The organism is Streptomyces sp. NPDC057616, from assembly GCF_042800575.1.
GTDB lineage: Bacteria > Actinomycetota > Actinomycetes > Streptomycetales > Streptomycetaceae > Streptomyces.
Genome location: NZ_JBHVGU010000031.1, coordinates 64,091 through 88,300, shown reverse-complemented (window position 1 = coordinate 88,300; position 24,210 = coordinate 64,091). Strand labels below are relative to the sequence as shown.

At 72.3% G+C, this 24,210-nt stretch carries 22 protein-coding genes and 1 riboswitch; of the genes, 14 read left to right on the top strand and 8 right to left on the bottom strand.

What is annotated here, in order from left to right:
• The first annotated feature begins 2 nt into the window (after nucleotides 1-2).
• Complete coding sequence (locus ACFU97_RS32750) at nucleotides 3-1,706, top strand: flavin monoamine oxidase family protein (RefSeq protein WP_384264020.1); 1,704 nt, start codon at nucleotides 3-5, stop codon at nucleotides 1,704-1,706.
• A gap of 23 nt (nucleotides 1,707-1,729) precedes the next feature.
• On the opposite strand, the gene ACFU97_RS32745 is transcribed toward ACFU97_RS32750, so the two are convergent.
• Together ACFU97_RS32745 and ACFU97_RS32740 are read right to left on the bottom strand one after the other, a co-directional pair.
• On the bottom strand, nucleotides 1,730-2,659 hold the full coding sequence (locus ACFU97_RS32745) for a TIGR03619 family F420-dependent LLM class oxidoreductase (RefSeq protein WP_384264019.1): 930 nt from the start codon (nucleotides 2,657-2,659) through the stop codon (nucleotides 1,730-1,732).
• 50 nt (nucleotides 2,660-2,709) lie between these two features.
• Nucleotides 2,710-3,393: a DUF5995 family protein gene (locus tag ACFU97_RS32740; protein ID WP_384264018.1), complete on the bottom strand. Its 684-nt coding sequence runs from the start codon at nucleotides 3,391-3,393 to the stop codon at nucleotides 2,710-2,712.
• A gap of 170 nt (nucleotides 3,394-3,563) precedes the next feature.
• Between ACFU97_RS32740 and ACFU97_RS32735 the strand changes: the two genes are divergently transcribed.
• The gene (locus ACFU97_RS32735; RefSeq protein WP_384264056.1) at nucleotides 3,564-4,676 is read left to right on the top strand and encodes a glycoside hydrolase family 6 protein; all 1,113 of its coding nucleotides are present in this window, start codon (nucleotides 3,564-3,566) and stop codon (nucleotides 4,674-4,676) included.
• On the opposite strand, the gene ACFU97_RS32730 is transcribed toward ACFU97_RS32735, so the two are convergent.
• The gene (locus ACFU97_RS32730; protein ID WP_384264016.1) at nucleotides 4,655-6,037 is read right to left on the bottom strand and encodes a uracil-xanthine permease family protein; all 1,383 of its coding nucleotides are present in this window, start codon (nucleotides 6,035-6,037) and stop codon (nucleotides 4,655-4,657) included. The genes ACFU97_RS32735 and ACFU97_RS32730 overlap by 22 nt on opposite strands.
• A 138-nt stretch (nucleotides 6,038-6,175) precedes the next feature.
• On the opposite strand from ACFU97_RS32730, the gene ACFU97_RS32725 reads away from it, so the two are divergent.
• Nucleotides 6,176-7,435 (top strand): alginate lyase family protein, encoded by a 1,260-nt coding sequence (locus ACFU97_RS32725; protein ID WP_384264015.1) that lies wholly within the window; start codon nucleotides 6,176-6,178, stop codon nucleotides 7,433-7,435.
• Nucleotides 7,436-7,593: 158 nt separating this feature from the next.
• On the opposite strand, the gene ACFU97_RS32720 is transcribed toward ACFU97_RS32725, so the two are convergent.
• Nucleotides 7,594-8,805, bottom strand: a complete 1,212-nt coding sequence (locus tag ACFU97_RS32720) for an MFS transporter (RefSeq protein ID WP_384264013.1) — start codon at nucleotides 8,803-8,805, stop codon at nucleotides 7,594-7,596.
• A 155-nt stretch (nucleotides 8,806-8,960) separates the two neighbouring features.
• Here ACFU97_RS32720 and ACFU97_RS32715 point away from each other — a divergent pair, with 155 nt between their 5' ends.
• Nucleotides 8,961-10,400: an ROK family transcriptional regulator gene (locus ACFU97_RS32715; protein ID WP_384264012.1), complete on the top strand. Its 1,440-nt coding sequence runs from the start codon at nucleotides 8,961-8,963 to the stop codon at nucleotides 10,398-10,400.
• A 13-nt stretch (nucleotides 10,401-10,413) separates the two neighbouring features.
• On the opposite strand, the gene ACFU97_RS32710 is transcribed toward ACFU97_RS32715, so the two are convergent.
• A complete protein-coding gene (locus ACFU97_RS32710) occupies nucleotides 10,414-11,148 on the bottom strand; it encodes an SDR family oxidoreductase (protein ID WP_384264011.1) in 735 nt (244 codons plus the stop codon).
• A gap of 90 nt (nucleotides 11,149-11,238) precedes the next feature.
• Complete coding sequence (locus ACFU97_RS32705) at nucleotides 11,239-12,126, bottom strand: RNA polymerase sigma-70 factor (protein WP_384264010.1); 888 nt, start codon at nucleotides 12,124-12,126, stop codon at nucleotides 11,239-11,241.
• A gap of 227 nt (nucleotides 12,127-12,353) precedes the next feature.
• Nucleotides 12,354-12,484, top strand: a riboswitch (FMN riboswitch).
• A gap of 144 nt (nucleotides 12,485-12,628) precedes the next feature.
• Between ACFU97_RS32705 and ACFU97_RS32700 the strand changes: the two genes are divergently transcribed.
• The 9 genes from ACFU97_RS32700 to ACFU97_RS32660 all read left to right on the top strand — a co-directional run bounded on the left by ACFU97_RS32700 (nucleotide 12,629) and on the right by ACFU97_RS32660 (nucleotide 20,013).
• The gene (locus tag ACFU97_RS32700; protein ID WP_384264008.1) at nucleotides 12,629-13,231 is read left to right on the top strand and encodes a riboflavin synthase; all 603 of its coding nucleotides are present in this window, start codon (nucleotides 12,629-12,631) and stop codon (nucleotides 13,229-13,231) included.
• The gene (gene pnuC / locus ACFU97_RS32695) at nucleotides 13,228-13,869 is read left to right on the top strand and encodes a nicotinamide riboside transporter PnuC (RefSeq protein ID WP_384264007.1); all 642 of its coding nucleotides are present in this window, start codon (nucleotides 13,228-13,230) and stop codon (nucleotides 13,867-13,869) included. The genes ACFU97_RS32700 and pnuC overlap by 4 nt, the downstream gene beginning before the upstream one ends.
• Nucleotides 13,866-15,155, top strand: a complete 1,290-nt coding sequence (locus ACFU97_RS32690; protein WP_384264005.1) for a bifunctional 3,4-dihydroxy-2-butanone-4-phosphate synthase/GTP cyclohydrolase II — start codon at nucleotides 13,866-13,868, stop codon at nucleotides 15,153-15,155. Before pnuC ends, ACFU97_RS32690 begins: the two co-directional genes overlap by 4 nt.
• A 35-nt stretch (nucleotides 15,156-15,190) precedes the next feature.
• Nucleotides 15,191-15,676 (top strand): 6,7-dimethyl-8-ribityllumazine synthase, encoded by a 486-nt coding sequence (gene ribH, locus ACFU97_RS32685; protein ID WP_384264004.1) that lies wholly within the window; start codon nucleotides 15,191-15,193, stop codon nucleotides 15,674-15,676.
• 34 nt (nucleotides 15,677-15,710) lie between these two features.
• Nucleotides 15,711-15,983: a phosphoribosyl-ATP diphosphatase gene (locus ACFU97_RS32680; RefSeq protein WP_028423093.1), complete on the top strand. Its 273-nt coding sequence runs from the start codon at nucleotides 15,711-15,713 to the stop codon at nucleotides 15,981-15,983.
• A 49-nt stretch (nucleotides 15,984-16,032) separates the two neighbouring features.
• A complete protein-coding gene (hisG, locus tag ACFU97_RS32675; RefSeq protein WP_384264003.1) occupies nucleotides 16,033-16,890 on the top strand; it encodes an ATP phosphoribosyltransferase in 858 nt (285 codons plus the stop codon).
• 13 nt (nucleotides 16,891-16,903) lie between these two features.
• Nucleotides 16,904-17,359, top strand: coding sequence for a PH domain-containing protein (locus ACFU97_RS32670; RefSeq protein WP_384264001.1), 456 nt, complete (start codon nucleotides 16,904-16,906; stop codon nucleotides 17,357-17,359).
• A gap of 246 nt (nucleotides 17,360-17,605) precedes the next feature.
• Entirely contained in the window at nucleotides 17,606-18,931 is a 1,326-nt protein-coding gene (locus tag ACFU97_RS32665; protein ID WP_384264000.1) for a hemolysin family protein, read from the top strand.
• A complete protein-coding gene (locus ACFU97_RS32660) occupies nucleotides 18,928-20,013 on the top strand; it encodes a hemolysin family protein (protein ID WP_384263999.1) in 1,086 nt (361 codons plus the stop codon). The genes ACFU97_RS32665 and ACFU97_RS32660 overlap by 4 nt, the downstream gene beginning before the upstream one ends.
• Before the next feature lie 27 nt (nucleotides 20,014-20,040).
• Here ACFU97_RS32660 and ACFU97_RS32655 read toward each other — a convergent pair whose 3' ends face one another.
• Together ACFU97_RS32655 and ACFU97_RS32650 are read right to left on the bottom strand one after the other, a co-directional pair.
• On the bottom strand, nucleotides 20,041-21,903 hold the full coding sequence (locus ACFU97_RS32655; RefSeq protein ID WP_384263998.1) for an AAA family ATPase: 1,863 nt from the start codon (nucleotides 21,901-21,903) through the stop codon (nucleotides 20,041-20,043).
• Between the two features lie 428 nt (nucleotides 21,904-22,331).
• On the bottom strand, nucleotides 22,332-22,952 hold the full coding sequence (locus ACFU97_RS32650; RefSeq protein WP_384264055.1) for a uridine kinase: 621 nt from the start codon (nucleotides 22,950-22,952) through the stop codon (nucleotides 22,332-22,334).
• 248 nt (nucleotides 22,953-23,200) lie between these two features.
• Between ACFU97_RS32650 and ACFU97_RS32645 the strand changes: the two genes are divergently transcribed.
• The gene (locus ACFU97_RS32645) at nucleotides 23,201-24,151 is read left to right on the top strand and encodes a hypothetical protein (protein ID WP_384263996.1); all 951 of its coding nucleotides are present in this window, start codon (nucleotides 23,201-23,203) and stop codon (nucleotides 24,149-24,151) included.
• The last annotated feature ends 59 nt before the right edge of the window (nucleotides 24,152-24,210 follow it).

The window sequence follows — 24,210 nt, the reverse complement described above, 5'->3', positions numbered from 1 at the left end:
CCATGACGTCCACCGTGCCCAACGCCGTCGAGCATGCGGACGAGCCGCAGCTGCCGCCGATCACCATGTTCGGCCCGGACTTCCCGTACGCGTACGACGACTTCCTCGCGCACCCGGCGGGCCTCGGCCAGATACCGGCGACCGAGCACGGCACCGAGGTCGCGGTCATCGGCGGCGGCCTCTCCGGCATCGTGGCCGCGTACGAGCTGATGAAGATGGGCCTCAAGCCCGTCGTGTACGAGGCCGACCGGATCGGCGGGCGGCTGCGGACGGTGGGCTTCGAGGGCACCGGCACCGAGGGCCTGAGCGCGGAGATGGGCGCCATGCGCTTCCCGCCGTCCTCCACGGCGCTGCAGCACTACATCGACCTGGTCGGACTCGAGACCCGCCCCTTCCCCAACCCCCTTGCCGAGGCGACCCCTTCGACGGTCGTCGACCTCAAGGGCGAGTCGCACTACGCCGAGACGATCGACGACCTGCCGCAGGTCTACCGCGACGTCGCCGACGCCTGGAACCGCTGCCTCGAAGAGGGCGCCGACTTCTCCGACATGAACCGCGCCCTGCGCGAGCGGGACGTGCCGCGCATCCGCGAGATCTGGGCGAAGCTCGTCGAGAAGCTCGACAACCAGACCTTCTACGGCTTCCTCTGCGACTCCGAGGCCTTCAGGTCCTTCCGGCACCGCGAGATCTTCGGCCAGGTCGGCTTCGGCACCGGCGGCTGGGACACCGACTTCCCCAACTCCATCCTGGAGATCCTGCGCGTCGTCTACACCGAGGCCGACGACCACCACCGCGGCATCGTCGGCGGCTCCCAGCAGCTGCCGCTGCGGCTCTGGGAGCGCGAGCCGGAGAAGATCGTGCACTGGGCGTACGGCACCTCGCTGGCGGCGCTGCACGACGGCGGCACCCCGCGCCCGGCCGTCACCCGCCTCACCCGCACCGCCGGCAACCGGATCACGGTGACCGACGCGGCCGGAGACATCCGCACCTACCAGGCGGCGATCTTCACCGCCCAGTCCTGGATGCTGCTGTCGAAGATCGACTGCGACGACTCGCTCTTCCCCATCGACCACTGGACCGCGATCGAGCGCACCCACTACATGGAGTCCTCCAAGCTGTTCGTGCCCGTCGACCGGCCGTTCTGGCTGGACAAGGACGAGGACACCGGCCGGGACGTCATGTCGATGACGCTCACCGACCGGATGACACGCGGCACCTACCTCCTGGACGACGGCCCGGACAGGCCGGCGGTCATCTGCCTCTCCTACACCTGGTGCGACGACAGCCTGAAGTGGCTGCCGCTGTCCGCGAACGAGCGGATGGAGGTCATGCTGAAGTCGCTCGGCGAGATCTACCCGAAGGTCGACATCAGGAAGCACGTCATCGGCAGCCCGATCACCGTGTCGTGGGAGAACGAGCCGTATTTCATGGGCGCGTTCAAGGCCAACCTGCCCGGCCACTACCGCTACCAGCGGCGCCTGTTCACCCACTTCATGCAGGACCGGCTGCCCGAGGACAAGCGGGGCATCTTCCTCGCGGGCGACGACATCTCCTGGACGGCCGGCTGGGCCGAGGGCGCGATCCAGACCGCGCTGAACGCGGTGTGGGGCGTCATGCACCACCTCGGCGGCAGCACCGACGGCACCAACCCGGGCCCCGGCGACCTGTACGACGAGATCGCCCCGGTCGAGCTGCCGGAGGACTAGAGCCCGGCAGCGCCGCCGGGGCACTAGATCCCGGCCGCGCGTGCCTTCTCGTAGACCTCGGCGGCGACGTCCTTGAGCTCACCGGCGTCGCGCAGGGTGCTCTGGAGGTCGACGACGATGTCGTCCGGGCTTGTCGCGGCGTACACGGCCAGGTCCTCCACGATCTGGTCCACGCTGCCGTGGAGGGGCAGGCGTCCGGTGCCCCCGTGGGCCCGCGCGGAGTGGCGCGCGTTGGCCCGCAGCACCGTCCGGATCGGCCGGGTGCGCCCGCGCTCGGCGGCCAGCTCCGCCAACCGCCGCCGCTGGGTGAGCAGTTGGTCGACGCCGGCGGCGACCGGCAGCCAGCCGTCGGCATGGTCGACGAGCCGCGTCATCGCCTTCCTGCTGCCGGCCGCCAGCAGGACCGGTATCGGCCGGGCGGGCTTGGGTCCGACCACGGAGGAGACGATCCTGGTGAACCGGCCGTCGTACGCCACCGGATCCGGACCCCACACCGCCCGGCACACCTCGATCACCTCGTCGAGGACCTGGCCGCGCTCGGCGTAGGGGCGCACCGACGCGGCCGCGTACTCGTCGTGCGACCAACCCGTGCCGAACCCCGCGACGACCCGGCCGCCGCTCGCCGCGTCCAGGGTGGCGAGCGTCCTGGCGAGCTGGAACGGCAGGTGCAGCGGCGCCACCAGCACGCTGGTGCCCAGCCGCGCCGTCCGTGTGGCCGCGGCCGCCAGCGTCAGCGTGACCAGGGGGTCGGCGACCCCGCGGTAGTGGTCGGGCCAGGGGCGGCCCTCGACGCCGTACAGGCCCTGCCCGGCCGGTTCGGGGACCAGGATGCGCTCGTACACCCACAGGCTCTCGTAGCCGGTCGCCTCGGCCGCCCGCGCCACGTCGGGGACGTCCCGGCCGAGATCGTACTGCCTGGCCTGAGGAAGCCCGAGTCCGAGCCGCACCGCCATGCCTGTGCTCCTTTGCAGAAGGTCCACCCGTGGCGAACGTACAACGTCCGTCAGGGCAGTGGCGTGAGCAGCATGCGTCCGGCGAACCCAACGGCCGCGTCCAGGCGTTCGGTGAACTCCTCGGCCACGTCGGGCAGTTCACGAAGCGCCCAAAGGGCCCGCGCCGCCGACCAGGTGGCGTCCCGGGCGCGCTCCAGGCTCCAGGCTCCCAGCAGATGCGTGAGCGGGTCGGCGATCTGGAGGAGGTCGGGACCCGGCATCAGATCTTCGCGGACACGCTCCTCCAGCGAGACGAGGAGATCGCCCACGCGGTCGAACTCGTCCTCCAGGTCGTCCGGTTCGCAGCGCAGCGTACGGCAGCTGTCCACCACGGCGAGCGCCAGGTCGTGGCCGATGTGCGCGTTGATGCCCGCGAGCGCGAACTGCAGCGGACGTACGCCGGGATGGCGGCGGAGCTGGAACAGGGGTCGCCAGCAGGCCGGTGGCCGCCGCCCGTCCTCCACCGCCTCGACGGCCGCGAGATAGCGCTCCGCGAACCGCACGTCCAGCGTGGTCGCCGCGTGCGCGTCGGCGAACCGGCCGGTGTCGATGCGCCGGTCGACGGCCTCGGTGACGGCGAGGTAGACGCGGTTGAAGACGGCGACGCCGTCGCGCGCGGGCAGGCTCGCGTCGAGGGCGCGCAGACGGGAGACGACCGTGTCCACGGATGTGGTGACCTGTTCCGATTGCGCCATGCAGGAAGGGTCCCAGTCCTAGGCTGACCGGAGTGCAGGCGGGCCCGGCGCTTCCCCGGATCGGGGGAACGCACCCGCCGGGGGAGGGGAGCAGCGCGGTGGCAGGCCGACGTGCGCGGCGACGGGCCGCACGCAGGGCCGGGCGCAGACGCGTCGCCCGGCACGGCGCCATGGTCGCGGCGGCCACGGTGGTCGTCGCCGTCGGCAGCGTGGCCGGCGTGCTGAGCGCGCTCGACGACGGCCGGGCCGGCGACGAGGCGAGGCCGGAGGCGACCCGCTCGCCCCGCCTGGAGCAGCTCCCGGTGGTGCCGTCCCCGTCGGCGGCGGAGGCGTCGCCCTCCCTCTCCGCGTCGCGCACGGCGAGCCCCACCCCCTCGGCGACCAGGACGGCGAAGAGGCGGGCGCCCGCCGCGCCCGCCACGCGCCTGTACCGCCACCCCGACTCCCAGGTGCTCGACTGGGTCCGCGCCCACCCGGGCGACCCGCGCACGCCGGTCATCGCCTCCCGGATCGCCGACCGTCCGGCCGCTGTCTGGTTCGCCGACTTCACGCCGTCGACCATCGCCTCGCGGGTCCGCGCCGTCACCTCGGGCGCCGCGGCGCAGGGCCGGGTGCCGGTCGTGGTGGCGTACGCGATACCCGGCCGCGACTGCGGGGGCGCCTCCGAGGGCGGGGCGCCCGACCTCGCCGCCTACGACGGCTGGATCGACTCCTTCGCGGCGGGGCTCGGCTCCGGCGAGGTCGTCGTCATCCTCGAACCCGACGCCATCGCGCAGTCGGACTGCCTCTCCGCGGACGAACGGGCCCGGCGCTTCGCCTCGTTGGCCCGGGCGGGCCGCGTCATGAAGGCCGCCGACCCGAAGGCCCGCGTCTACTACGACGCGGGCCACTCCGACTGGAACCCGGCGGCCCAGCAGGCGTCCCTGCTGAGGCAGGCGGGCGCCGCCACACCCGCCTCCTCCGACGGCGTCTTCAGCAACGTATCCAACTTCAACGCCACGTCCGAGGAGATCGCCTACGACCGCCGGGTCCTCGCCGCGCTCGGCGGCCCCGCGAGCCTGGGCGCGGTCGTCGACACCAGCCGCAACGGCAACGGCGCCCCGGCCGACGGCGCCTGGTGCGATCCCGGCGGCCGCAGGATCGGCCGCGCGCCGACGCTGAGCACCGGCGAGGCCCGGATCGACGGCTACCTGTGGGTGAAGCCGCCCGGGGAGTCCGACGGCTGCAAGGGCTCGCCGGGCACCTTCAGCCCGTCGTACGCCTACGAGTTGGCCTCGTCGTAGGAGGACGTGCCCTCGTCCAGCAGCGGGCCCTGCTGCCGCAGATGGGGCGGGGCGAAGGCGCGCAGCGCGTGGTAGCCCGTGATGACGACGATCGTGCCGAGCGCGATGCCGCTGAGCGAGAAGTTGTCGGTGAACTTCATGGTGACGTTGCCGACGCCGATGATGATGCCCGCGGCGGCAGGCACCAGGTTCAGCGGATTGCGCAGGTCCACCCGGGCGTTGGTCCAGATCTGCGCGCCGAGCAGGCCGATCATGCCGTAGAGGATGACGGTGATGCCGCCCAGGACGCCGCCCGGGATCGCGGCCACGATCGCGCCGAACTTCGGGCAGAGGCCGAAGAGGAGGGCGAAGCCGGCGGCGGCCCAGTAGGCGGCGGTGGAGTAGACGCGGGTCGCGGCCATCACGCCGATGTTCTCGGAGTACGTGGTGTTGGGCGGGCCGCCGAGCGCGGTGGACAGGACGGAGCCGAGGCCGTCGGCGGCGATCGCGGTGCCGAGCTTGTCGTCCAGCGGGTCGCCGGTCATCTCGCCGACCGCCTTGACATGCCCGGCGTTCTCGGCGACCAGGGCGATGACCACGGGCAGCGCGACCAGGATCGCCGACCACTGGAAGGACGGCCCGTGGAAGGACGGCAGGCCGATCCAGTCGGCCTTGCCCACGGCGGAGAGGTCGAGCCGCCAGTGGTCGGTGAGCTTGCCGCTCGCGTCCACCGAGTGGATCCGGCCGAAGATCCGGTCGAAGCCCCAGGAGACGACGTAGCCGAAGACCAGACCGAGGAAGATCGCGATGCGGGACCAGAAGCCGCGCAGGCAGACGATGGCCAGACCGGTGAACAGCATGGTCAGCAGCGCGGTCCACTGGTCCTGCGGCCAGTAGGTGGAGGCCGTGACGGGTGCGAGGTTGAAGCCGATCAGCATGACGACGGCGCCGGTGACGATCGGCGGCATCGCCGCGTGGATGATCCGCGCGCCGAAGCGCTGCACCGCGAGCCCCACCAGGAAGAGCGCGACCCCGACGACGAGGACCGCGCCGGTCACCGTGGCGCTCGTGCCGCCCTGCGCGCGGATCACGGCGGCCACGCCCACGAACGACAGCGAGCAGCCCAGATAGCTGGGCACCCGGCCGCGGGTCGCCAGCAGGAAGATCATGGTCGCGACGCCGGACATCATGATGGCGAGGTTCGGGTCGAGGCCCATGAGCACCGGAGCCACGAAGGACGCGCCGAACATCGCCACCACGTGCTGGGCGCCGAGTCCGACCGTGCGGGGCCAGGTGAGGCGTTCGTCGGGCCGAACCACCGCTCCGGGCGCGGGCGTTCGCCCGTCGCCTCCGTGCAGCTTCCAGCGCACGCCGAGGTCCATGGTGAGGTTTCGCTTTCTCTGTACGTGAAGCCTGTCCGGACCATTGTCACGGGTACCAGGACGTCCTACGCTCGCACGGTCCTCCTCATGAACTGTGTTCACGTATCTGATCGAATGTACGGCTGATCGGAGTGCTAGATGAGTGGAAGATCCCGTGCCGCCGTCCTGCTGGCCGCGGTGCTGACGCTCGGAGCCGGACTCGTGCCCTCCGCGCACGCGGCACCGAGGGTGCCCGACACCGCCGTCCTGGACGGCGCCCGGCTGCAGCAGACGAAGGTCCGCCTGGACCGCGGTGATCCACAACTGCGCCGCGCCGTCCGCTCCTTGACGACCCGCGCCGACGCCTGGCTGGACCAGGGCCCCTGGACGGTGGTCGACAAGCCGAAGCCGGCGCCCGGCGGCGACGTCCACGACTATCTGAGCCAGGCCCCCTACTGGTGGCCCACCACGGCTCCGACGGCCGACAACCCCTGGGGCTGCCCCTACGTTCAGAAGGACGGACAGCGCAATCCCGAGGTCGACTCCGGCACCGACCGCCAGGACGTCGAGAAGGTCTTCGACTCCTCCTACGACCTCTCGCTGGCCTGGTACTACACGGGCAGGCGGCAGTACGCCGAGAAGGCGGCCCAGGTTCTGCGCACCTGGTTCCTCGACCCGGCCACGCGCATGAACCCCAACCTGAACCACGCCCAGTTCATCCCCTGCAAGTACGACGGCCGGGCCATCGGCATCATCGACTTCTCGCAGTCGTACACCAGCGTCGTCGACGCCCTCGCCGTCCTCGGCACCGGCGCCCCCGGCTGGACGACGGCCGACCGCAGCGGCATGACCCGGTGGAACACCGACTTCCTTGACTGGCTGAAGAACAGCGGCTTCGGCAAGGAGGAGGGCGCCGCCGCCAACAACCACGGCACCTTCTACGACATGCAGGTCGCCGCCCTCGCCTACGCGACCGGGGACCGGGCGCTGGCCCGGCGGACCGTGCTGGACGCGCGCGCCCGGCGCATCGACCCGCAGATCGCGGGCGACGGCAGCCAGCCCCAGGAACTGGCGCGGACCCGGAGCTGGCACTACTCCACCTTCGACCTGGTGGCGTACACCCGGCTCGCGGCCATCGGCCGGCACGTCGGCGTCGACCTGTGGGGCTACCAGGGGCCGGACGGGCAGAGCCTGTTCAAGGCCGTGGACTTCCTGCTGCCCGCCGCGACCGGGGCCGGCTCATGGGCGTACCCGGAGCTGGAGTTCCACCGCTTCGCGGCGAGCGACGTCGTGCACGCGGCGGCGGACGCGGGCGACCGGGCGGCGCGCAGGGCCGTCCCGGACCTTGAGGCACCGCCCGGCGGCGACCTCTGGGCGCTGCGCCCGGCGGCCGAGCAACTGGACTCGATCGCAGGCTGACCGACCCGGCGCCCCACGGGCGCCTCCCCGACGGGGGCTCCCGGGCATCCACCGGGGCCGGAGTGTCCCCACCGCTCCGGCCTTGGTGCCCGGGGGTCCCTCCGGGCGGGTTCCGTGCGGTGCCCGGGGGCCAGGTCGCCGGGGTCTGTGCGGCGGGCTCAGGGGCGTGGGTCGGGGACCGTGGCCTTCGGCCGGTCGATCCGTGTGCGGTTGCGGTCGCCGGAGCGCAGGACGCCCGCGAAGGCCGCGAGTCCGCAGGACAGGACGGTGACCAGGACGAACGACACCGTCAGGCTGGTGGCCTGGGCCACGCCGCCGATCAGGCTGGGGGCGATCAGGCCCGAGGTGTAGGTGATGGTCGCGACGCCCGCGATGGCCTGGCTCGGGTTCGGGCCGCTGTGCCCGGCCGCCGCGAAGCAGAGCGGTACGACGACGGCGATGCCGAGGCCCATCAGGGCGAACCCGGCCATCGCCACCACCGGATGACCGGCGACGACGATCAGCAGCCCGCCGGCGACGGCGAGGGCGCCGCCCGCCCGCACCGTGCGCACCGCCCCGAAGCGGTTGACCACCGCGTCGCCCACCAGCCGGGCCACCGCCATGGTGAGCATGAACCCGGTGGTGCACGCGGCCGCGAGACCCGCCGAGGTCTCCAGCCGGTCGCGCAGATAGACCGCGGACCAGTCCAGGCTCGCCCCCTCGGCGAACACCGCGCAGAAGCCGACCGCGCCGATCAGCAGCGCGGACCTGGGCGGCAGCGCGAACCGCGGCGGCGGCTCCTCGTCCTCGGCCGGCTGCAGGTCGAGCACCCAGCGGCAGGCCAGCACCCCCAGGATCGTCAGCGTCACCGCGGCCAGCGCGAAGTGCAGCCGGGCGTCCGCGCCGAGGTGCGCGGCGAGCGTGCCGGCCGCCGACCCGACGAGGGCGCCCGCGCTCCACATGCCGTGCAGCCCCGACATGATCGACTTGCCGAGCAGCCGCTCGACCTCGACACCGAGCGCGTTCATGGCCACGTCGGCCATGCCCGCGCTCGCGCCGTACACGAACATCGACAGGCACAGGGTGAGCAGGTTCGGCGCGAGGGACGGCAGGATCAGGGACAGCGTCCAGAGCGAGATCAGTCCGCGCAGCGCCCTACGGCTGCCGAAGCGGTGGCTGATCCGGCCGGCCAGCGGCATGGAGCAGGAGGCGCCGAGCGCCGTGAAGGCGAGGGCGAAGCCGAGCTGGCCCGCGCTGAGCGAGGCGTGGTCCTGGACCCAGGGCACACGGGTCGCGAAGGTGCCGGTGACGGCTCCGTGCACGGCGAACACGGCGGCCACGGCGTACCGGGCGCGCCGTACCTCGCGCAGGTCGTAGACCACGTCACTCATTCTCCGGCCCCTCCTGGTCCCGCCGAGCTCCCCAGGTTCCCCACCTGCGCCCGGTAAACTATCAGGAACCCTGCCTGATAGATAGGGCTTTCAATGGCCGTGCGGGCGGCCGGACATGGTGCGGTGCGGTCCCGCCGATCTGGAAGGATCCCGGCATGCCTGCCTCTCCGAGCACCGCCCGGGCCATCAACGACCGGCTCGCCCTGCGTCTGCTCCAGGAGCAGGGCCCGCTCACGGCGGGGCAGTTGAAGCAGCTGACCGGACTGTCCCGGCCGACCGTCGCCGACCTCGTGGACCGCCTCACCGCGTCCGGGCTGATCACCGTCGTCGGGGAGGCGGGGGAGCAGCGGCGCGGCCCGAACGCCCGGCTCTACGGGATCGTGGCCGACCGCGCGCACCTGGCCGCGCTGGACGTCCGCACCGAGGGCGTCTCGGTGGTCGTGACCGACCTGGTGGGCCGGGTGCTCGCCGAGGCGTCCGTGCCGGTCGCCGGGGGGACGGGGACCGGGCCCGTGGTGGAGCAGGCGGTCGCGCTGGTCGAGCGGGCGGCGAAGGAGGCCGGAGTGGCGGGCGCGCCCGCGGGCGAGGCGGCCCGCGCATGGGGGCGCCTGCACACGGTCGGCATCGGCGCCCCCGGCCTGATAGACCCGGCCACCGGTGAACTCCGCGACTCCTCCGGCCTGCCCGAATGGCACCGCCGCCTGGTCGCCGCCCTCCAGGAACGCTTCCCCGAGGCCCGCGTCAGCGTCGACAACGAGGCCAACCTCGCGGCGCTGGCCGAGCAGCGCGACGGCGCGGCCAACGACCGCGACACGTTCGTCCTGCTGTGGCTGAGCCACGGCACGGGCGCCGCCGTGGTGCTGGACGGCGCCCTGCGCCGCGGGGCCTCCGGCGGCACGGGCGAGATCGGTTTCCTGCCGGTGCCGGGGACGTCCGGTCTGCCCTCGGCGACCGACTGCGACGGCGGCTTCCACTCCCTGGCCGGCTCGTCCGCGATCGTGGACCTGGCGGGGGACCACGGCCTGACGGTCACGGACACGTCGGAGCAGCCGGCGGCGGCCGGGGTTGTGCGGGACGCTGCGCGGGCGGTTTCGGCTTCGGACGCGGCTGCGGCGGCGGGAACGGATCCGGTGGCGGGAACGGATCCGGCAGCCGCTCGGGCCGCGGCTCCGGGAGCGGGCTCGCCGACGGCGTCCGACGCGGCTTCGTCGTCGGTGCCGGATCCGGCATCGGCATCGGCTGCGGACGCGGCGACGGTCACGCCTGATGGGGCTGCGGCCCCGGACGCCGCTTCGGCCGCCGCCCAGCGCGAAGGGGCCGGGGCGTTTCTCGACGCTCTCGCCGACCGGCTCGCCGTGGGGGTCGCCTCCGTCGTGGCGATCCTCGACCCGGGATGCGTCGTGCTCGGGGGTGAGGTCGGGCAGGCCGGCGGCGAGGAGCTCGCCCGGCGCGTGGCCGAGCGGGTGCGCCGGATGACGCCGCTGGGCACGGAGGTCCGGCCCAGCACCCTCGGCGGCGGCGCCGTCCTGCGCGGGGCCCTGCTCACCGCCCGGGACCGCGCCCAGGAGGAGCTGTTCGCGCCTCCGGAGCGCTAGGTCCCGGCCGCGCTCAGGCCCGCTTCAGGTACTCCTCGAACGTGCCCTTCCCCGTGGCCTGTTCCGGCGCCAGATGACCGCCGTCGCGGAACGCCCGGTACGTCCTGCCGAACAGCGGCACACCCACCACCGGCCGCCGGCGCCCCGTCGCCTTGAGCCAGGCGCGGGCCAGCGACTCGAAGGTGCGGATCTCGGGTCCGCCCATGTCCTCGACCCGCCCGGCGGGCGCCCCCGCCGCCAACTCGGCCAGCCGCTCGGCCACTTCGGCCACCTCGACGGGCTGGTCGCGCACCCCGGCCGGCAGCAGCAGGACCGGCAGCTTGGCCAGCGCCCGGAACATCATCACGGGCAGGTCGTGGAACTGGGTCGCGCGCAGCACCGTCCAGCCGAGCCCCGACTCCTCGATCAGCCTCTCGACCGCGAACTTGGTCCGGTAGTACGGCAACGGCACCCGGTCGACGCCGACGATCGAGATGTAGACCAGATGCTCCACGCCGGCCCGCCGCGCCGCCTCGACCAGGTGCCGGGCGGCCTTCTCGTCCCCGCCCGTCTGCGTGGTCGCGCAGTGCACGACGGTGCCGACGCCCGCGAGCGCCGCGTCCAGGGCGCCACCGCCCCGGCGCAGATCGACGGCGTAGGGCTGGGTGTGGCGGCTGAGTACCCTGACCTCGTGACCGTCGGCCCGCAGCCGCTCGGTGACGAGCCGGCCGAGGGTTCCGGTGCCGCCGGTCACCAGGATCGTGGTCATGCTGTTCAGCTCCTTCGACGCCGGGCGCTCCCCGGTGGAACGCCCTTCGGCAGCTGAGACCGGGTAGCCGCCCCGAGATGTGACAACCCGCTACGACGGCCTGAGCTGGCGCTGCGCGAAGTCCAGCTTGTCCGGGTTCAGCACGGCGCGCACATGGGAGATCAGCCCGTCCCGCATCTCGAACACGGTCACGCCGAAGAGCGTGTCGCCGTCCCAGATCGCCAGCCCTTCGGCACCGTTGACCTCGACCTTCGTGACGGAGAGACCGGCGACGTACCGCTCGACGACGCCCGCCACCAGCCGCGCCACCTTGTCGGGGCCCTCGACCGCGCGCAGTGCCGCGCGGACCTTGCCGCCGCCGTCGCTGGAGAACGTCACGTCCGCCGTCAGCAGCTTCTCCAGACCGGCCAGATCGCCGTCGCGGGCCGCCGTGATGAACGAGGTGACGAGCTCCTCCTGCTGCTCGGGCGCCGGCTCGAAACGGGGCCGCTCCTCGTTCACCCGCCGCACCGCCCGCCGGTACAGCTGACGGGAGTTGGCCTCGGTGAGGTCGAGCGCCTCGGCGATCTCCCGGTGGCCGTACCCGAAGGCCTCGCGCAGCACGTACACCGCGCGTTCGGTCGGGCCGAGCCGCTCCAGCAGGACCAGCAGCGCGAGCGACACCGCCTCGCGCTGCTCCGCCGACTCCAGCGGGCCGAGCGTGCCGTCCGAGGTGACCACCGGCTCCGGCAGCCAGACGCCGACGTATCTCTCGCGCCGGGCCCGCGCGGAGGTGAGCCGGTTCAGGCAGAGGTTGCCGACGACCTTGGCGAGCCAGGCCGCCGGATGCTCGATGCCCGCGCGATCGGCGGCGCTGAAGCGCAGATACGCGTCCTGGACGATGTCCTCCGCCTCGTGGGCCGAGCCGAGCATGCGGTAGGCGAGGCCGAACAACCGGGGGCGGTGGGTCTCGAACTCGTCGGCGATCGCGCTGCTCATGGGCACCACCCTGCCAGAGCGGCCCGGCCCGGGAGTTGAAGGCCCGGCGGTGGGCAAGGGCCGTCGTCACCACCGCCGGACCGGATCGCGGATCCAAAAGGACTAGACCAAAGGGTCCAGCAGATCGGGGCAGTTGAGAAGTCCATCGTCACGTCCTGTGAGCCAACGCACACCGATCGCCCGTATGGACCTCGATCAGGCGTGGCACACTGGCTCTGTACCAGAAGCAGCGCACTCCGGGGTCGGTGAAAGTCCGAACCGGCGGTTACAGTCCGCGACCCGACCGCTTCCAGCGGCCGGTTGACCAGGTGAAATTCCTGGACCGACGGTTAAAGTCCGGATGGGAGGCAGTGCGCGGCGGGCGGGCATTCGTGCGCGCCGCCGTATCGGCTTCGTCCTGCGGGACGAGAGCGTCCGGCGTCGCCCCCGGTGTCCTCGCTCGTTCATTCTGTCGTCATCGACAGGCCCCGGAGTCCGTGCCCGAAGAGGGAGGACCCGGGAAGTGTTCACCGGAATCGTCGAAGAGCTGGGCGAGATCACGGCCGTCGAGAACCTCGGCGACGCCTCCCGCTTCCGGCTGCGTGGGCCCGTCGTCACCGACGGCGCGAAGCACGGCGACTCCATCGCCGTGAACGGGGTCTGTCTCACCGTCGTCGACCACGAGGGCGACGAATTCACCGCCGACGTCATGGCGGAGACCCTCGACCGCTCCAGCCTCGGCGCACTCGCCGTCGGCTCCCGCGTCAACCTCGAGCGCCCCATGGCCGTCGGTGCCCGCCTCGGCGGCCACATCGTCCAGGGCCATGTCGACGGCACGGGCGAGATCCTGGAGCGCAAGCCCTCCGAGCACTGGGAGATCGTGAAGGTCTCCCTCCCCGCCGACCTGACCCGGTACGTGGTGGAGAAGGGCTCGATCACGGTCGACGGCATCAGCCTCACCGTGGTGGACGCCGGCCCCGACTACTTCACGGTCAGCCTCATCCCGACCACCCTCGCCCTGACCACGCTCGGCCACAAGCAGCCCGGCGACCCGGTCAATCTCGAGGTCGACGTCGTCGCCAAGTACGTCGAGCGGCTGCTCGGTCCACAGGGGGCGGCCAAGTGAACTGGCTGAACTCCGAGGCGTTCACCCTCCTCGGCCAGCACATCATCTGGTCGGACATGATCGGCAACGTCCTGGGCCTGATCACCCTCGCCCTCGGCTGGCGCCGCTCCCTGCTGACCTGGCCGGTGCAGTTCCTCTCCGGCCTGGTCCTCTTCGTCGCCTTCTACGGCCATCTCGCCGGCAGCGCGGGCAAGCAGGTCGTCGTCATGGTGGTCGCCCTCTACGGATGGTGGCAGTGGAACCGGAACAAGGGGCAGGCCGAGGACGGTCACATCGCCCCCCGGTTCGCCACCTGGCGCGAGCGCGGCGCGATGATCGCCGCCGCGGCGGTGGGCACCGTCGCCGTGGCCCTGCTCTTCAAGGCCTACCCGTCCCTGTCCTGGGACCCCTGGCCCGACGCCTACATCTTCGTCGGCACCGTCGTCGCCATGTACGCGCAGGCGCGCGGCATGGTCGAGTTCTGGATCGCCTGGCTCCTGGTGGACGTCGTCGGCGTCCCCCTCAACTTCGCCAACGGCTACGCCTTCTCCGGCTTCGTCTACGTCATCTACGGCGCACTCGTCCTGTGGGGCATGCGCGACTGGTGGCTGCGCTCCCGCAGGGCGCCGCAGCCCGTCCTGGAAGGAGCGCCGGCATGACCTCGGCACCCATTCTCTACAGCACCGACGGCATCGAGGACTGGTCCCTCGACCCCATCGAGCAGGCCATCGCCGACATCGCGGCCGGCCGCCCCATCGTGGTGGTCGACGACGAGGACCGTGAGAACGAGGGCGACCTCGTCGTCGCCGCCGAGAAGGTCACCCCCGAGATCGTCGCCTTCATGATGAGCGAGTGCCGCGGTCTGATCTGCGCCCCCATGGAGGGCGAGGAGCTGGACCGGCTGGCCCTGCCGCAGATGGTCGAGGACAACACCGAATCGATGAAGACCGCGTTCACGGTCTCCGTCGACGCCTCCGCTGCGCACGGCGTCACCACCGGCATCTCGGCCGCCGACCGCGCCACCACGCTCCAGCTGCTGGCGAGCGGCGACGCCGAGCCCTCCGACTTCGTGCGCCCGGGCCACATCTTCCCGCTGCGCGCCCGGTCCGGCGGCGTCCTGACCCGTGACGGCCACACCGAGGCCGCCGTGGACCTCGCCCGGCTCGCGGGCCTGCGCCCGGCCGGCGCGATCGTCGAGATCGCCGGCGAGGACGGCCGCATGCTGCGCCTGCCCGAGCTGATCCCCTTCGCCCGCAAGCACGGTCTGACGATCATCTCCATCGAGGACCTGATCGCCTACCGCCGGACCGCCGAGCCCACCGTCCGCCGCGAGGCCGAGACCCAACTGCCCACCAAGCACGGCGAGTTCACGGCCTACGGCTACCGCTCCGCGGTCGACGGCGTGGAGCACGTCGCGCTCGTCCACGGCGAGATCGGCGACGGCGAGGACGTCCTGGTCCGGGTCCACTCCGAGTGCCTGACCGGCGACATCTTCGCCTCCCTGCGCTGCGACTGCGGCCCCCAGCTGGAGGCCTCCCTGCAGCGCATCCAGACCGAGGGCAGGGGAGTGGTGGTCTACCTGCGCGGGCACGAGGGACGCGGCATCGGGCTGCTGTCCAAGCTGCGCGCGTACGAGCTCCAGGAGCGCGGCCGCGACACCCTCGACGCCAACCTGGAACTCGGCCTGCCCGCCGACGCCCGGGACTACGGCGCGGGCGCCCAGATCCTGGAGGACCTCGGCGTGCACAGCGTGCGCCTGATGACCAACAACCCCGCCAAGACCGAAGCGCTCGTCGCGCACGGGCTCAAGGTGACCGGCCGGGAGCCGATGCCCGTACAGGCGGGCGAGCACAACCTCCGCTACCTGCGCACCAAGCGGGACCGGATGGGGCACGACCTGCCCTGGCTGGACACGGCTCCCGTGTCCACCTGCAGCAACCAGTAGAAGCACCTGAGAAGGCACAGAGGAGACACGGGAACGTGAGCGGCAAGGGCGCACCGGAGCTGTCGGTACGGAACGTCGGGGATCTGCGGGTCGCCGTCATCGCGGCGCAGTGGCACGAAAAGGTGATGGACGGCCTGGTGGACGGCGCCCTGCGCGCCCTGCACGACCTGGGGATCGACGAGCCGACCCTGCTGCGGGTCCCCGGCAGCTGGGAGCTCCCGGTGGTGGCCAAGGTCCTAGCGGGCCGCGGCTACGACGCGATCGTCGCCCTGGGCGTCGTCATCCGCGGCGGCACCCCCCACTTCGACTTCGTGTGCCAGGGCGTGACCCAGGGCCTGACCCAGGTCTCCGTCGACACCGGCGTTCCGGTCGGCTTCGGCGTCCTCACCTGCGACACCGAGGAGCAGGCCCTGGACCGCGCGGGACTGGCCGGTTCCAACGAGGACAAGGGGCACGAGGCGGTGACGGCGGCGGTGGCGACCGCGGCCACCCTCCGCTCAGTATCTGAACCGTGGCGCTGACGCAGAGCCCGTGTGGCATAGGCTGAGCGTCATCATGTCCAAGAAGACGTTCGAGGAGCTCTTCACCGAGCTCCAGCACAAGGCCGCGCACGGCGACCCCGCCTCCTCCCGCACCGCCGAACTGGTCGGCAAGGGCGTCCATGCCATCGGCAAGAAGGTCGTCGAAGAGGCCGCCGAGGTCTGGATGGCCGCCGAGTACGAGGGCAAGGAGGCGGCCGCCGAGGAGATCTCGCAGCTGCTGTACCACGTCCAGGTGATGATGGTCGCCCGGGGAATCTCCCTGGACGACGTCTACGCCCACCTGTAAGCCGTCCCGGTCCAGACACCCACCCCATCACGCAAAGGAAGCCGACCTCATGCTGCGCATCGCCGTCCCCAACAAGGGTTCCCTGTCAGGCCCTGCGGCGGAGATGCTGCATGAGGCCGGCTACCGGCAGCGCCGGGAGTCCAAGGAGCTGCGGATCGTCGACCCGACGAACGAGGTCGAGTTCTTCTACCTCCGCCCCCGGGACATCGCGATCTACGTCTCCTCCGGCAAGCTCGACATCGGCATCACCGGCCGCGACCTGCTGATCGACTCCGGCGCCGACGCCGAGGAGATCCTGGCGCTCGGCTTCGCCCGCTCGACCTTCCGCTTCGCGGCCAAGCCGGGCACGGCGAGCGGCCTGGCGGACCTCAAGGGCCGCACCGTCGCCACCTCCTACGAGGGCATCGTCGAGGGCCACCTCGCCGAGCACGGCGTCGACGCCTCCGTCGTGCACCTCGACGGCGCCGTGGAGACGGCGATCGAGCTCGGCGTCGCCGAGGTCATCGCCGACGTCGTCGAGACCGGCACCTCGCTGCGCAACGCGGGCCTGGAGGTGTTCGGCGAGCCGATCATGAAGTCCGAGGCCGTCGTGATCCGCCGCACCGGCGCGGGCGACGAGGAGTCCGCGGAGCCGAAGGTCCAGCAGTTCCTGCGCCGCCTCCAGGGTGTCCTGGTGGCCCGGACGTACGTGATGATGGACTACGACTGCCGTGTCGAGCAGCTGGAGAAGGCCGTGGCCCTGACCCCGGGTCTGGAGTCCCCGACCATCTCCCCGCTGCACAACGAGGGCTGGGTCGCCGTCCGCGCCATGGTTCCCACCCGGGACGCCCAGCGCATCATGGACGACCTGTACGCGATCGGCGCGCGGGCCATCCTGACCACGGCCATCCACGCCTGCCGTCTCTGAGGGGCGCACAGAGATGTCCGACCTGCCCGAGCTTCCCGTCACGTTCCGGCCGGGCCGCACCCGCGTGGTGCTGCTCACCTCCGGTGTCGCGACCTTCGTCGTCATCACGCTGGTCGCGCTGCTCCTGGAGCACCTCGGCCCCGGCGAGCGCCTGAGCTTCGTCGTCACGGGCGCGCTCCTGTTCGGCGTGCTCGCGACGCTGGCCCGCGTGAAGGTCGTCGCCGACGAGTCCGGCGTCACCGTCGTCAACATCGCGGGCCGGCGGCATCTGGCATGGGCCGAGATCCTGCAGGTCAACCTGCGGCCCGGCGACCCCTGGGTGTTCCTCAACCTCAGCGACGGCACCAGCCTGCCGGCGCTCGGCATCCAGCCGGGCATCGCCAAGGAGCGCGCCATCGCCGACGCGCGCACGCTGCGCGCACTCGCCGAGGCCCGTTCCATCCGCGATCCCGAGCAGCGTCAGGGCTGACCCGGAGCCACTGGGAGCGGTTTCCGGGGCGACTCGGGGACGTCCACCCTGCCGTACTGCCCCCTGACTTGATTAATCTGTTGTCGGAGGCGTTGTCGTTGCGCCCCCGCCGCTGACGCATCCGGCCGGTCCAGCACCGGCCCTCAGCGGTCCCCTGCTACCCAAGGAGTGACTCCCTCCAGCGATGGACGGATCGTCCGGCAGTACCTGCGCCGCCCCCTCACGAGATAACGAGGCGGCGGCATCATGACCACCTCCCTGCTCCTTCTTGCCGCGGCATTCCTGCTGATCCTCGCCAACGGCTTCTTCGTGGCCGCGGAGTTCGGCCTGGTCACGGTCGAGGCGACGGACGCCGAGAAGGCCGCCGCCGAGGGCGACAAGCGGGCCCACCGCGTCGCCGAGTCGCTCAGGGAGCTGTCCTTCCAGCTCTCCGGCACCCAGCTCGGCATCACCATCACCTCCCTGGTCGTCGGCATGCTCGCCGAGCCGGCCCTGGCGCGGCTGCTGCACGGCCCGTTCAGCGCGGTCGGCATCCCGCAGGGCGCCGTCCCCGGCGTCGCGGTGATCGTCGGCATGCTGCTCGCCTCCGCCGTGCAGATGGTGATCGGCGAACTCGTGCCCAAGAACTGGGCGGTGTCCCGGCCGATGCAGGTCGCGCGCTTCGTCGCCGGCCCGCAGTACGTCTTCGCCCGCCTGTTCCGCCCGGTCATCGCCGCGCTGAACACCGTGGCCAACCGGCTGGTGCGCGCCCTGGGCGTCGAGCCCGCCGAGGAGCTGGCCTCCGCCCGGACCCCCGGCGAGCTCGTCTCGCTGGCCCGGCACTCCGCCCAGGCCGGCGCCCTGGAGCAGGACACGGCCGACCTCTTCGTACGGACTCTGTCGCTCGGCGAGCTGACCGCGCAGCACGTCATGACGCCGCGGGTGAAGGTCAGCGCGCTGCAGTCGTCGGCGACCGCCGAAGACGTGGTCAACCTCACCCGCGCCACCGGCCTGTCCCGCTTCCCGGTCTACCGGGAGCGGATCGACGAGGTCGTGGGCATGGTCCACCTCAAGGACGCCCTGGCCGTCCCGGCGCACGACCGGCTGCGCACGCCGGTGGGCCGCATCGCCCGCCCGGCCCTGCTGGTCCCCGAGACGCTGCCCGTCCAGCCGCTGCTGGCGCAGCTGCGCAGCGAGCAGCCCATCGCGGTCGTCGTCGACGAGTACGGCGGCACGGCGGGCGTCGTGACGCTGGAGGACATCGTCGAGGAGATCGTCGGCGAGGTCCGCGACGAGCACGACGGGCAGGACGTGCCCGAACTCGCCGCCGCTCCGCCGGAGGAGGGCAGGCCCGCCTGGGACGCCGACGGTAGCTGCCGCGTCGACATCCTGCAGCGCATAGGCCTCGACGTCCCCGAGGGGCCGTACGAGACCGTCGCCGGGCTGGTCGCCGACCGGCTGGGGCGGATTCCGGCCGTCGGCGACAAGGCCGAGCTGCCGGGCTGGCGGATGACCGTGCGCCGCGTGGGGCACTACCGCGCCGAGCGGGTCCGGCTGGTCAGGACCGGTCCGGTCGTGGAGGTGGCCCGATGAGCGTGCTCCAACTCCTGTTCGCCGGGCTGCTCGTGCTCGCCAACGGCTTCTTCGTCGGCGCCGAGTTCGCGCTCGTGTCCGTGCGCCGCAGCCAGATCGAACCGCTCGGCACGGCCCGCGCCCGCCAGGTCCTCTACGGCCTGGAGCGGCTGCCGCAGATGATGGCCGCGGCCCAGTTCGGCATCACCGTCTGCTCGCTGACCCTCGGCGCGGTCGCCGAACCGACCGTCGCGCACCTGCTGGAGCCGGTCTTCGAGTGGGTCCACCTCCCGGACGGGATGATCCACCCGCTGGGCTACGTCATCGCGCTCGCCGCCGTGGTCTTCTTCCACCTCGTCATCGGCGAGATGGTCCCGAAGAACCTGGCGATGGCGGCGCCGGAGAAGGCCGCGCTGTGGCTCAGCCCCGGCCTGGTCGCCTTCGCCCGGCTGTGCAAGCCGATCACGGTCTTCCTCGGCGCCTGCGCCAAGGGCGTCCTGCGGCTGTTCAGGGTCGAGCCGAAGGACGAGATCGAGGCCGTCTTCACCAGCGAGCAGCTCAACCGCCTGGTGGAGGACTCCGGCCAGGCCGGCCTGCTCGGCCCCGAGGAGCAGGAACGCCTCGAGGACGCGCTGGAGCTGGGCTCCCGCCCGGTGACGGACGTGCTCCTCAAGCGGGAGTCCCTGGTGACGATCCCGCCGTCGGTCACGCCGGGCCGGATCGTCGAGCTCACCGCGCGCACCGGCTACTCCCGCTTCCCGATCGCCGCGGAGAACGGCGCCTTCATGGGCTACCTGCACGTGAAGGACGTACTGGACCTGGAGGACTCCGACCGGGCCGTGCCGCAGCAGCTGTGGCGGCCCATGACGACCCTGCGCTCCGAACTCCCGCTGGACGACGCCCTGACGGTCATGCGCCGGGCCGCCACGCATCTGGCCCAGGTGGCCGACGCGTCGGGCCGGGTGCTGGGCCTGGTCGCCCTGGAGGACGTCCTGGAGCTCCTGGTCGGCGAGGTCACGGACCCGGCGCACCGCGACGTGCCGCCGGTGAAGGTGACCGAGCCGCGCTCCAGCGGCGAACCGGAGAGCGCGCTGACCGGCTGACACCGGGGGACGGGGGCCGCGGGTGCGTCACATCGGTGACGGGTCCTGCGGCCCCCGGCCCGACAGCACCTCGCCGTACGCCTGCATCAAGTCAGGAAGCCGCAGCGTCGACAGGTCGTCACGGGACAGCGCCCCCGGATACGTCGACAGCCGCAGGTCCCGGTAGGCGCAGCTCTTCTCGTACAGCGTCCGCAGGAACCGGCCGTTGCCGAGCTCGTCGATCCAGCCCTGGTCCACCACGTGCCCGGCGATCGAGCGCAGCTCGTCGAGCGCCTCCTCGTCCCACACGTCGCCGTTCTCCGCGGCCAGCACCTCGCCGATCGAGGTGAGTTCGAGCGGGCGGTAGGACGGGAAGTCGACGCGGGTGGTGAAGCGGGAGGACAGGCCCGGGTTGGCGGCCAGGAGGCGGTCCATGCCCTCCGGGTAGCCCGCCAGGATGACCACCAGGTGGTCGCGGTTGTCCTCGGCCCGCTTCAGCAGCACCTGCAGCGCCTCGTCGCCGTACGCATCGCCCTTGCCGTAGCCGGAGTTGGACAGCGAGTAGGCCTCGTCGACGAAGAGCACGCCGCCGATCGCGGAGTCGATCAGCTCGTTGGCCTTCACCGCCGTCTGGCCCAGGTACTCGCCCACCAGATCGGCCCGTTGGGCCTCGACGAGATGGTCGCCGCCGAGCAGGCCGAGGGCGTAGAAGACGCGGCCGAGGATGCGGGCCACGGTGGTCTTGCCCGTGCCGGAGGGGCCGGAGAAGACGAAGTGCCGCTTCGGCGGCTGCACCGGCAGGCCCTGGTGCGCCCGCAGCCGCGCCATGTTCAACTGCGCCGACAGCGCCTTGACCTGGCGCTTGACCGGCTCCAGGCCCACCATGCCCTCCAGCTCGGCGAGCGCCTCCTCCAGCAGCAGCGGATCGGTGGGGCCCGCGGGCAGCGGGGATCCGGACGGGCCGGTCTTGTGGCGCACCGACGGGTCGATGGCCGACGGGAGCGGGCCGACCGGCGGCAGGTCCGGGTCGGGCAGCCGCAGGTCGCGGCCGTCGCTGCCGAAGAGCGGGTCCAGGGTGTCGGGGCTCTCCAGGGCGTCCTGGCCGCCGGAGAGCGTGATCGCCGCGAGGTCGGTGGCCTCGTCGTAGCCGTCGCCCTCGGCGATCGCCGCGAGCCGGGCCGAGGTGTCCATGAAGGCGGGATCGACGCGGTGCACGGCGCGGTACAGGGGGAGGGCGGCGGCCGAGCGGCCCGTGCCCTCGTGCGCCCGGGCCAGCCAGTAGCGCAGCTCCTTGCGCTGCGGCTGCTCGCTGCGGCAGCGCATCAGGGCGGCGGCGAGCAGGGGTTCGGCCTGTCCGTACATCTCCAGGCGCACCCGCGCCATGCCGCCGAACAGGCCCGCCTCGATGCCGAGCAGCGGGTCCTCGATCAGCGGGTCGGTGTGCCGCACGAGCTGGTCCCAGTCCTTGACCAGATAGGCGCGGCAGGCGTGCAGAAAGCGGACCTGCGGGTCGGTGTCCACGGGCGGCAGGCCGGCCAGCGCCCGGTCCAGCTCCGGGACATGGCGGCCGTCCAGCCAGTGCGAGGCGTGCGCGAGCAGCAGATCGCGCGGGCTCTCCAGCACGGGCTGAACCCACCAGCCCAGCCAGTACCAGGAGTTGAGGGAGCGGCGGTGCCGGGCACGCTGCTCGCCGAACCGGTCCCGGTGCCGGAACATGCGTAACAACGCGGTCGTCGTGTCCACACGCAGCGCGTGCAGCCCGAGCCAGCCGTCGGCCATGCCCGGGTCCATCCGGACCGCGGCCCGGAACTCCTCCTCGGCCTGCGGATAGGCGCCCATCGTGTAGGCGTCCACACCCCGCAGCCAGGCGAGGTCGGCCGGGGCCTCGGGGCCCTGCGTGCCGAAGTCCATCACGTCCCCCACAAACCGTGCCCCCGTCGGTTGACCGCCGGACCGTCGTGCGTCGGCCGCCTTGATCGAACCGCCGTGCCGCGGACCGGAGTTGCGGTGCGCGCAGCCGTCCGTCAGGTCGCACCGAGGGCATCGTACCTGCGCCGGTGTCGCCCGCCGTAGGGTGCCGCACGGGCCGTTTGACGAGGTGGGAGCAGATGGGGCGCACTTCGGACGGTGACCGTGGGTGAGCGAATCACGCCTCGGAGCGTCCGGAAAAGTGGGGTGAGGGCAGAACGAAGCCCCCGATCACGGGGGAACAACCGGGGGCTTCGCGTCTGCGGGCGGCCTCGGAGGGCCGCACATTGAGAACGTAAGACCTGTACGGCCCCCGGGTCAAGCGGAGTTGGGGCACTCCGGGAACTTGCCCGGAGATGGTCTTCACAAGTTCAGCACACTGCCGATGGTCCGTCACCCTGCGTGAGCGTCTGGTCCGGTCCAAAGGTCTTCGCGGGCCCCGGGAGCACCTCGTACCCCTTCTCCAACTGCCGCACCAGGAGGTCGGCGTACGCCCGTGAGGGGTCTTCGGCGAAGTGTCGTCGTTCCGCCCCGACCCACCCGGCCCAGAACTCCCGCTGCTCCTCCCCGTCCCGCTGCCGTCCCCGTGTCCAGGACTCCTCCTGCGGCAACTCCATCCACAGCAGGGCGGTGAGATACGGGCGCAGCGCGCGGCGGCCCGCGCCGACGCCCTCGATCAGGACCACCGGCGCGGGCGGCAGGGTGCGGGGCGGTCCGAAGGCGCGGGCGCGCCAGTCGTAGGGGGCGTAGCGGGCGCTCTCGCCGCGGCCGAACGGCTCGATCACCTGGGCCAGCAGCCGGCCGGTCCACGCGAACAGCTCGTCGTGGCTGGCGATGTCGTCGAGGCGCAGCACGGGTGCGCCGCCGAGCGCGTGGGCCAGCTGCCCGGCGAAGGTGGACTTGCCGGAGCCGGCGTGCCCGTCGACGCCGATCAGACGGACCGGGCCGCAGGACGGCGGGAGGCGGCGGAGCCGGGAGGCGAGCTCGTGAATGGTCGTTTCCTCGTGCGGCGGGGGCTGGGCATATTCGGTGGGAACATTCTAGTGGTGGGCGAAATGGGGCGAATGGGCCGACCGGAAATAGTGCGGCATTGAACTAGTTTTTGGCTGGCCGTCAACCAGTCCTATTCCGGTCCGGTAACCCCGGCACGCCATGTCGAAAACCGCGTTCCGGTTGCGCTCCTTGCTGAGTAAGGTACAGGTGCGCAACTGCGAGGCGTCGTACGGGGAGACAGGAGCAGATGGCCGCCGGGTTATTCGAGGGGCAGTATGTGTGGCATCCGGCGGCGGACGACCGCTTGCTCGCGAACGTATGCGTCGACGTACGCGCCGGCCGCTACCGCAGTGCCCATGAAGCCCTCGTCGAAACGCGCGGGGACGCGGGGCTGCGGGCCCACCGCTCCCTGGTGCTCGCCTCCGAGGCCGCCGACTCGGACCTGACCGAGCGCTGGCTGGACGAGGAGCCGAGCCCCGAGGCCGCGCTGCTGTGGGCGCGGGTGGCGGTGCTGCGGGCGGTGCGCGCGGCCGACACGCGCGACGAGCGGGCCGAGGCGCTGGAGCGGATCGCGCTCGCGGCCTGCGACCGGGCGGCCGCGGCGAACCCGGCGGATCCCACGCCCTGGACGGCCCGGCTGGCCATGGCCCGGCTGCACCGGCTGAGCGACCCCGCCCCGCGGGGGCTGCTCACCGCGCCGCCGGGGCCCTGGCGGCTGTTCGCGCACATCCTGTCGCTCGACCCGTGGCACCGCGAGGCCCACCACCGCTTCCTGGCCTGTTTCTTCAGCCGCAACGGCGGCTCGGTGAACGCCGCCTGGGACGTCGCCGCCTTCCTCGGCCAGCGGGCGCCCGTCGACTCCCCGCTGCGCCTGCTGCCGCTCGTCGCCCTGGTCGAGAGCTACAACCCGACCCAGCTGCTCGCCGACAGCATCTGGGAGCAGCCGCAGTGGCGCTCCACCGCCCTCGCGATCTACCAGAACTGGCTGCCCGCGGCCGCCCGTTACCGCTTCACCCCGGTGCTCGACCTGGCCTACCTGGCGCACGCGCTGGTCATGGGCAAGTGCGAGTTCGAGGCGCGCGCGGTCTTCGCGGCGACGGGGCCGTACGCCTCCCGGATGCCCTGGTCGGCCTTCGGTGAGCCGGCCGAGCAGCTGTCCCGAGCCCGCCGCGCCTGCGGCCTCCCCGTCCCCCCATAGAGAGAAAGGCCGGCACGTGTCAGAACGCACGGCAGAACCGACTGAGCTCGACGACGACG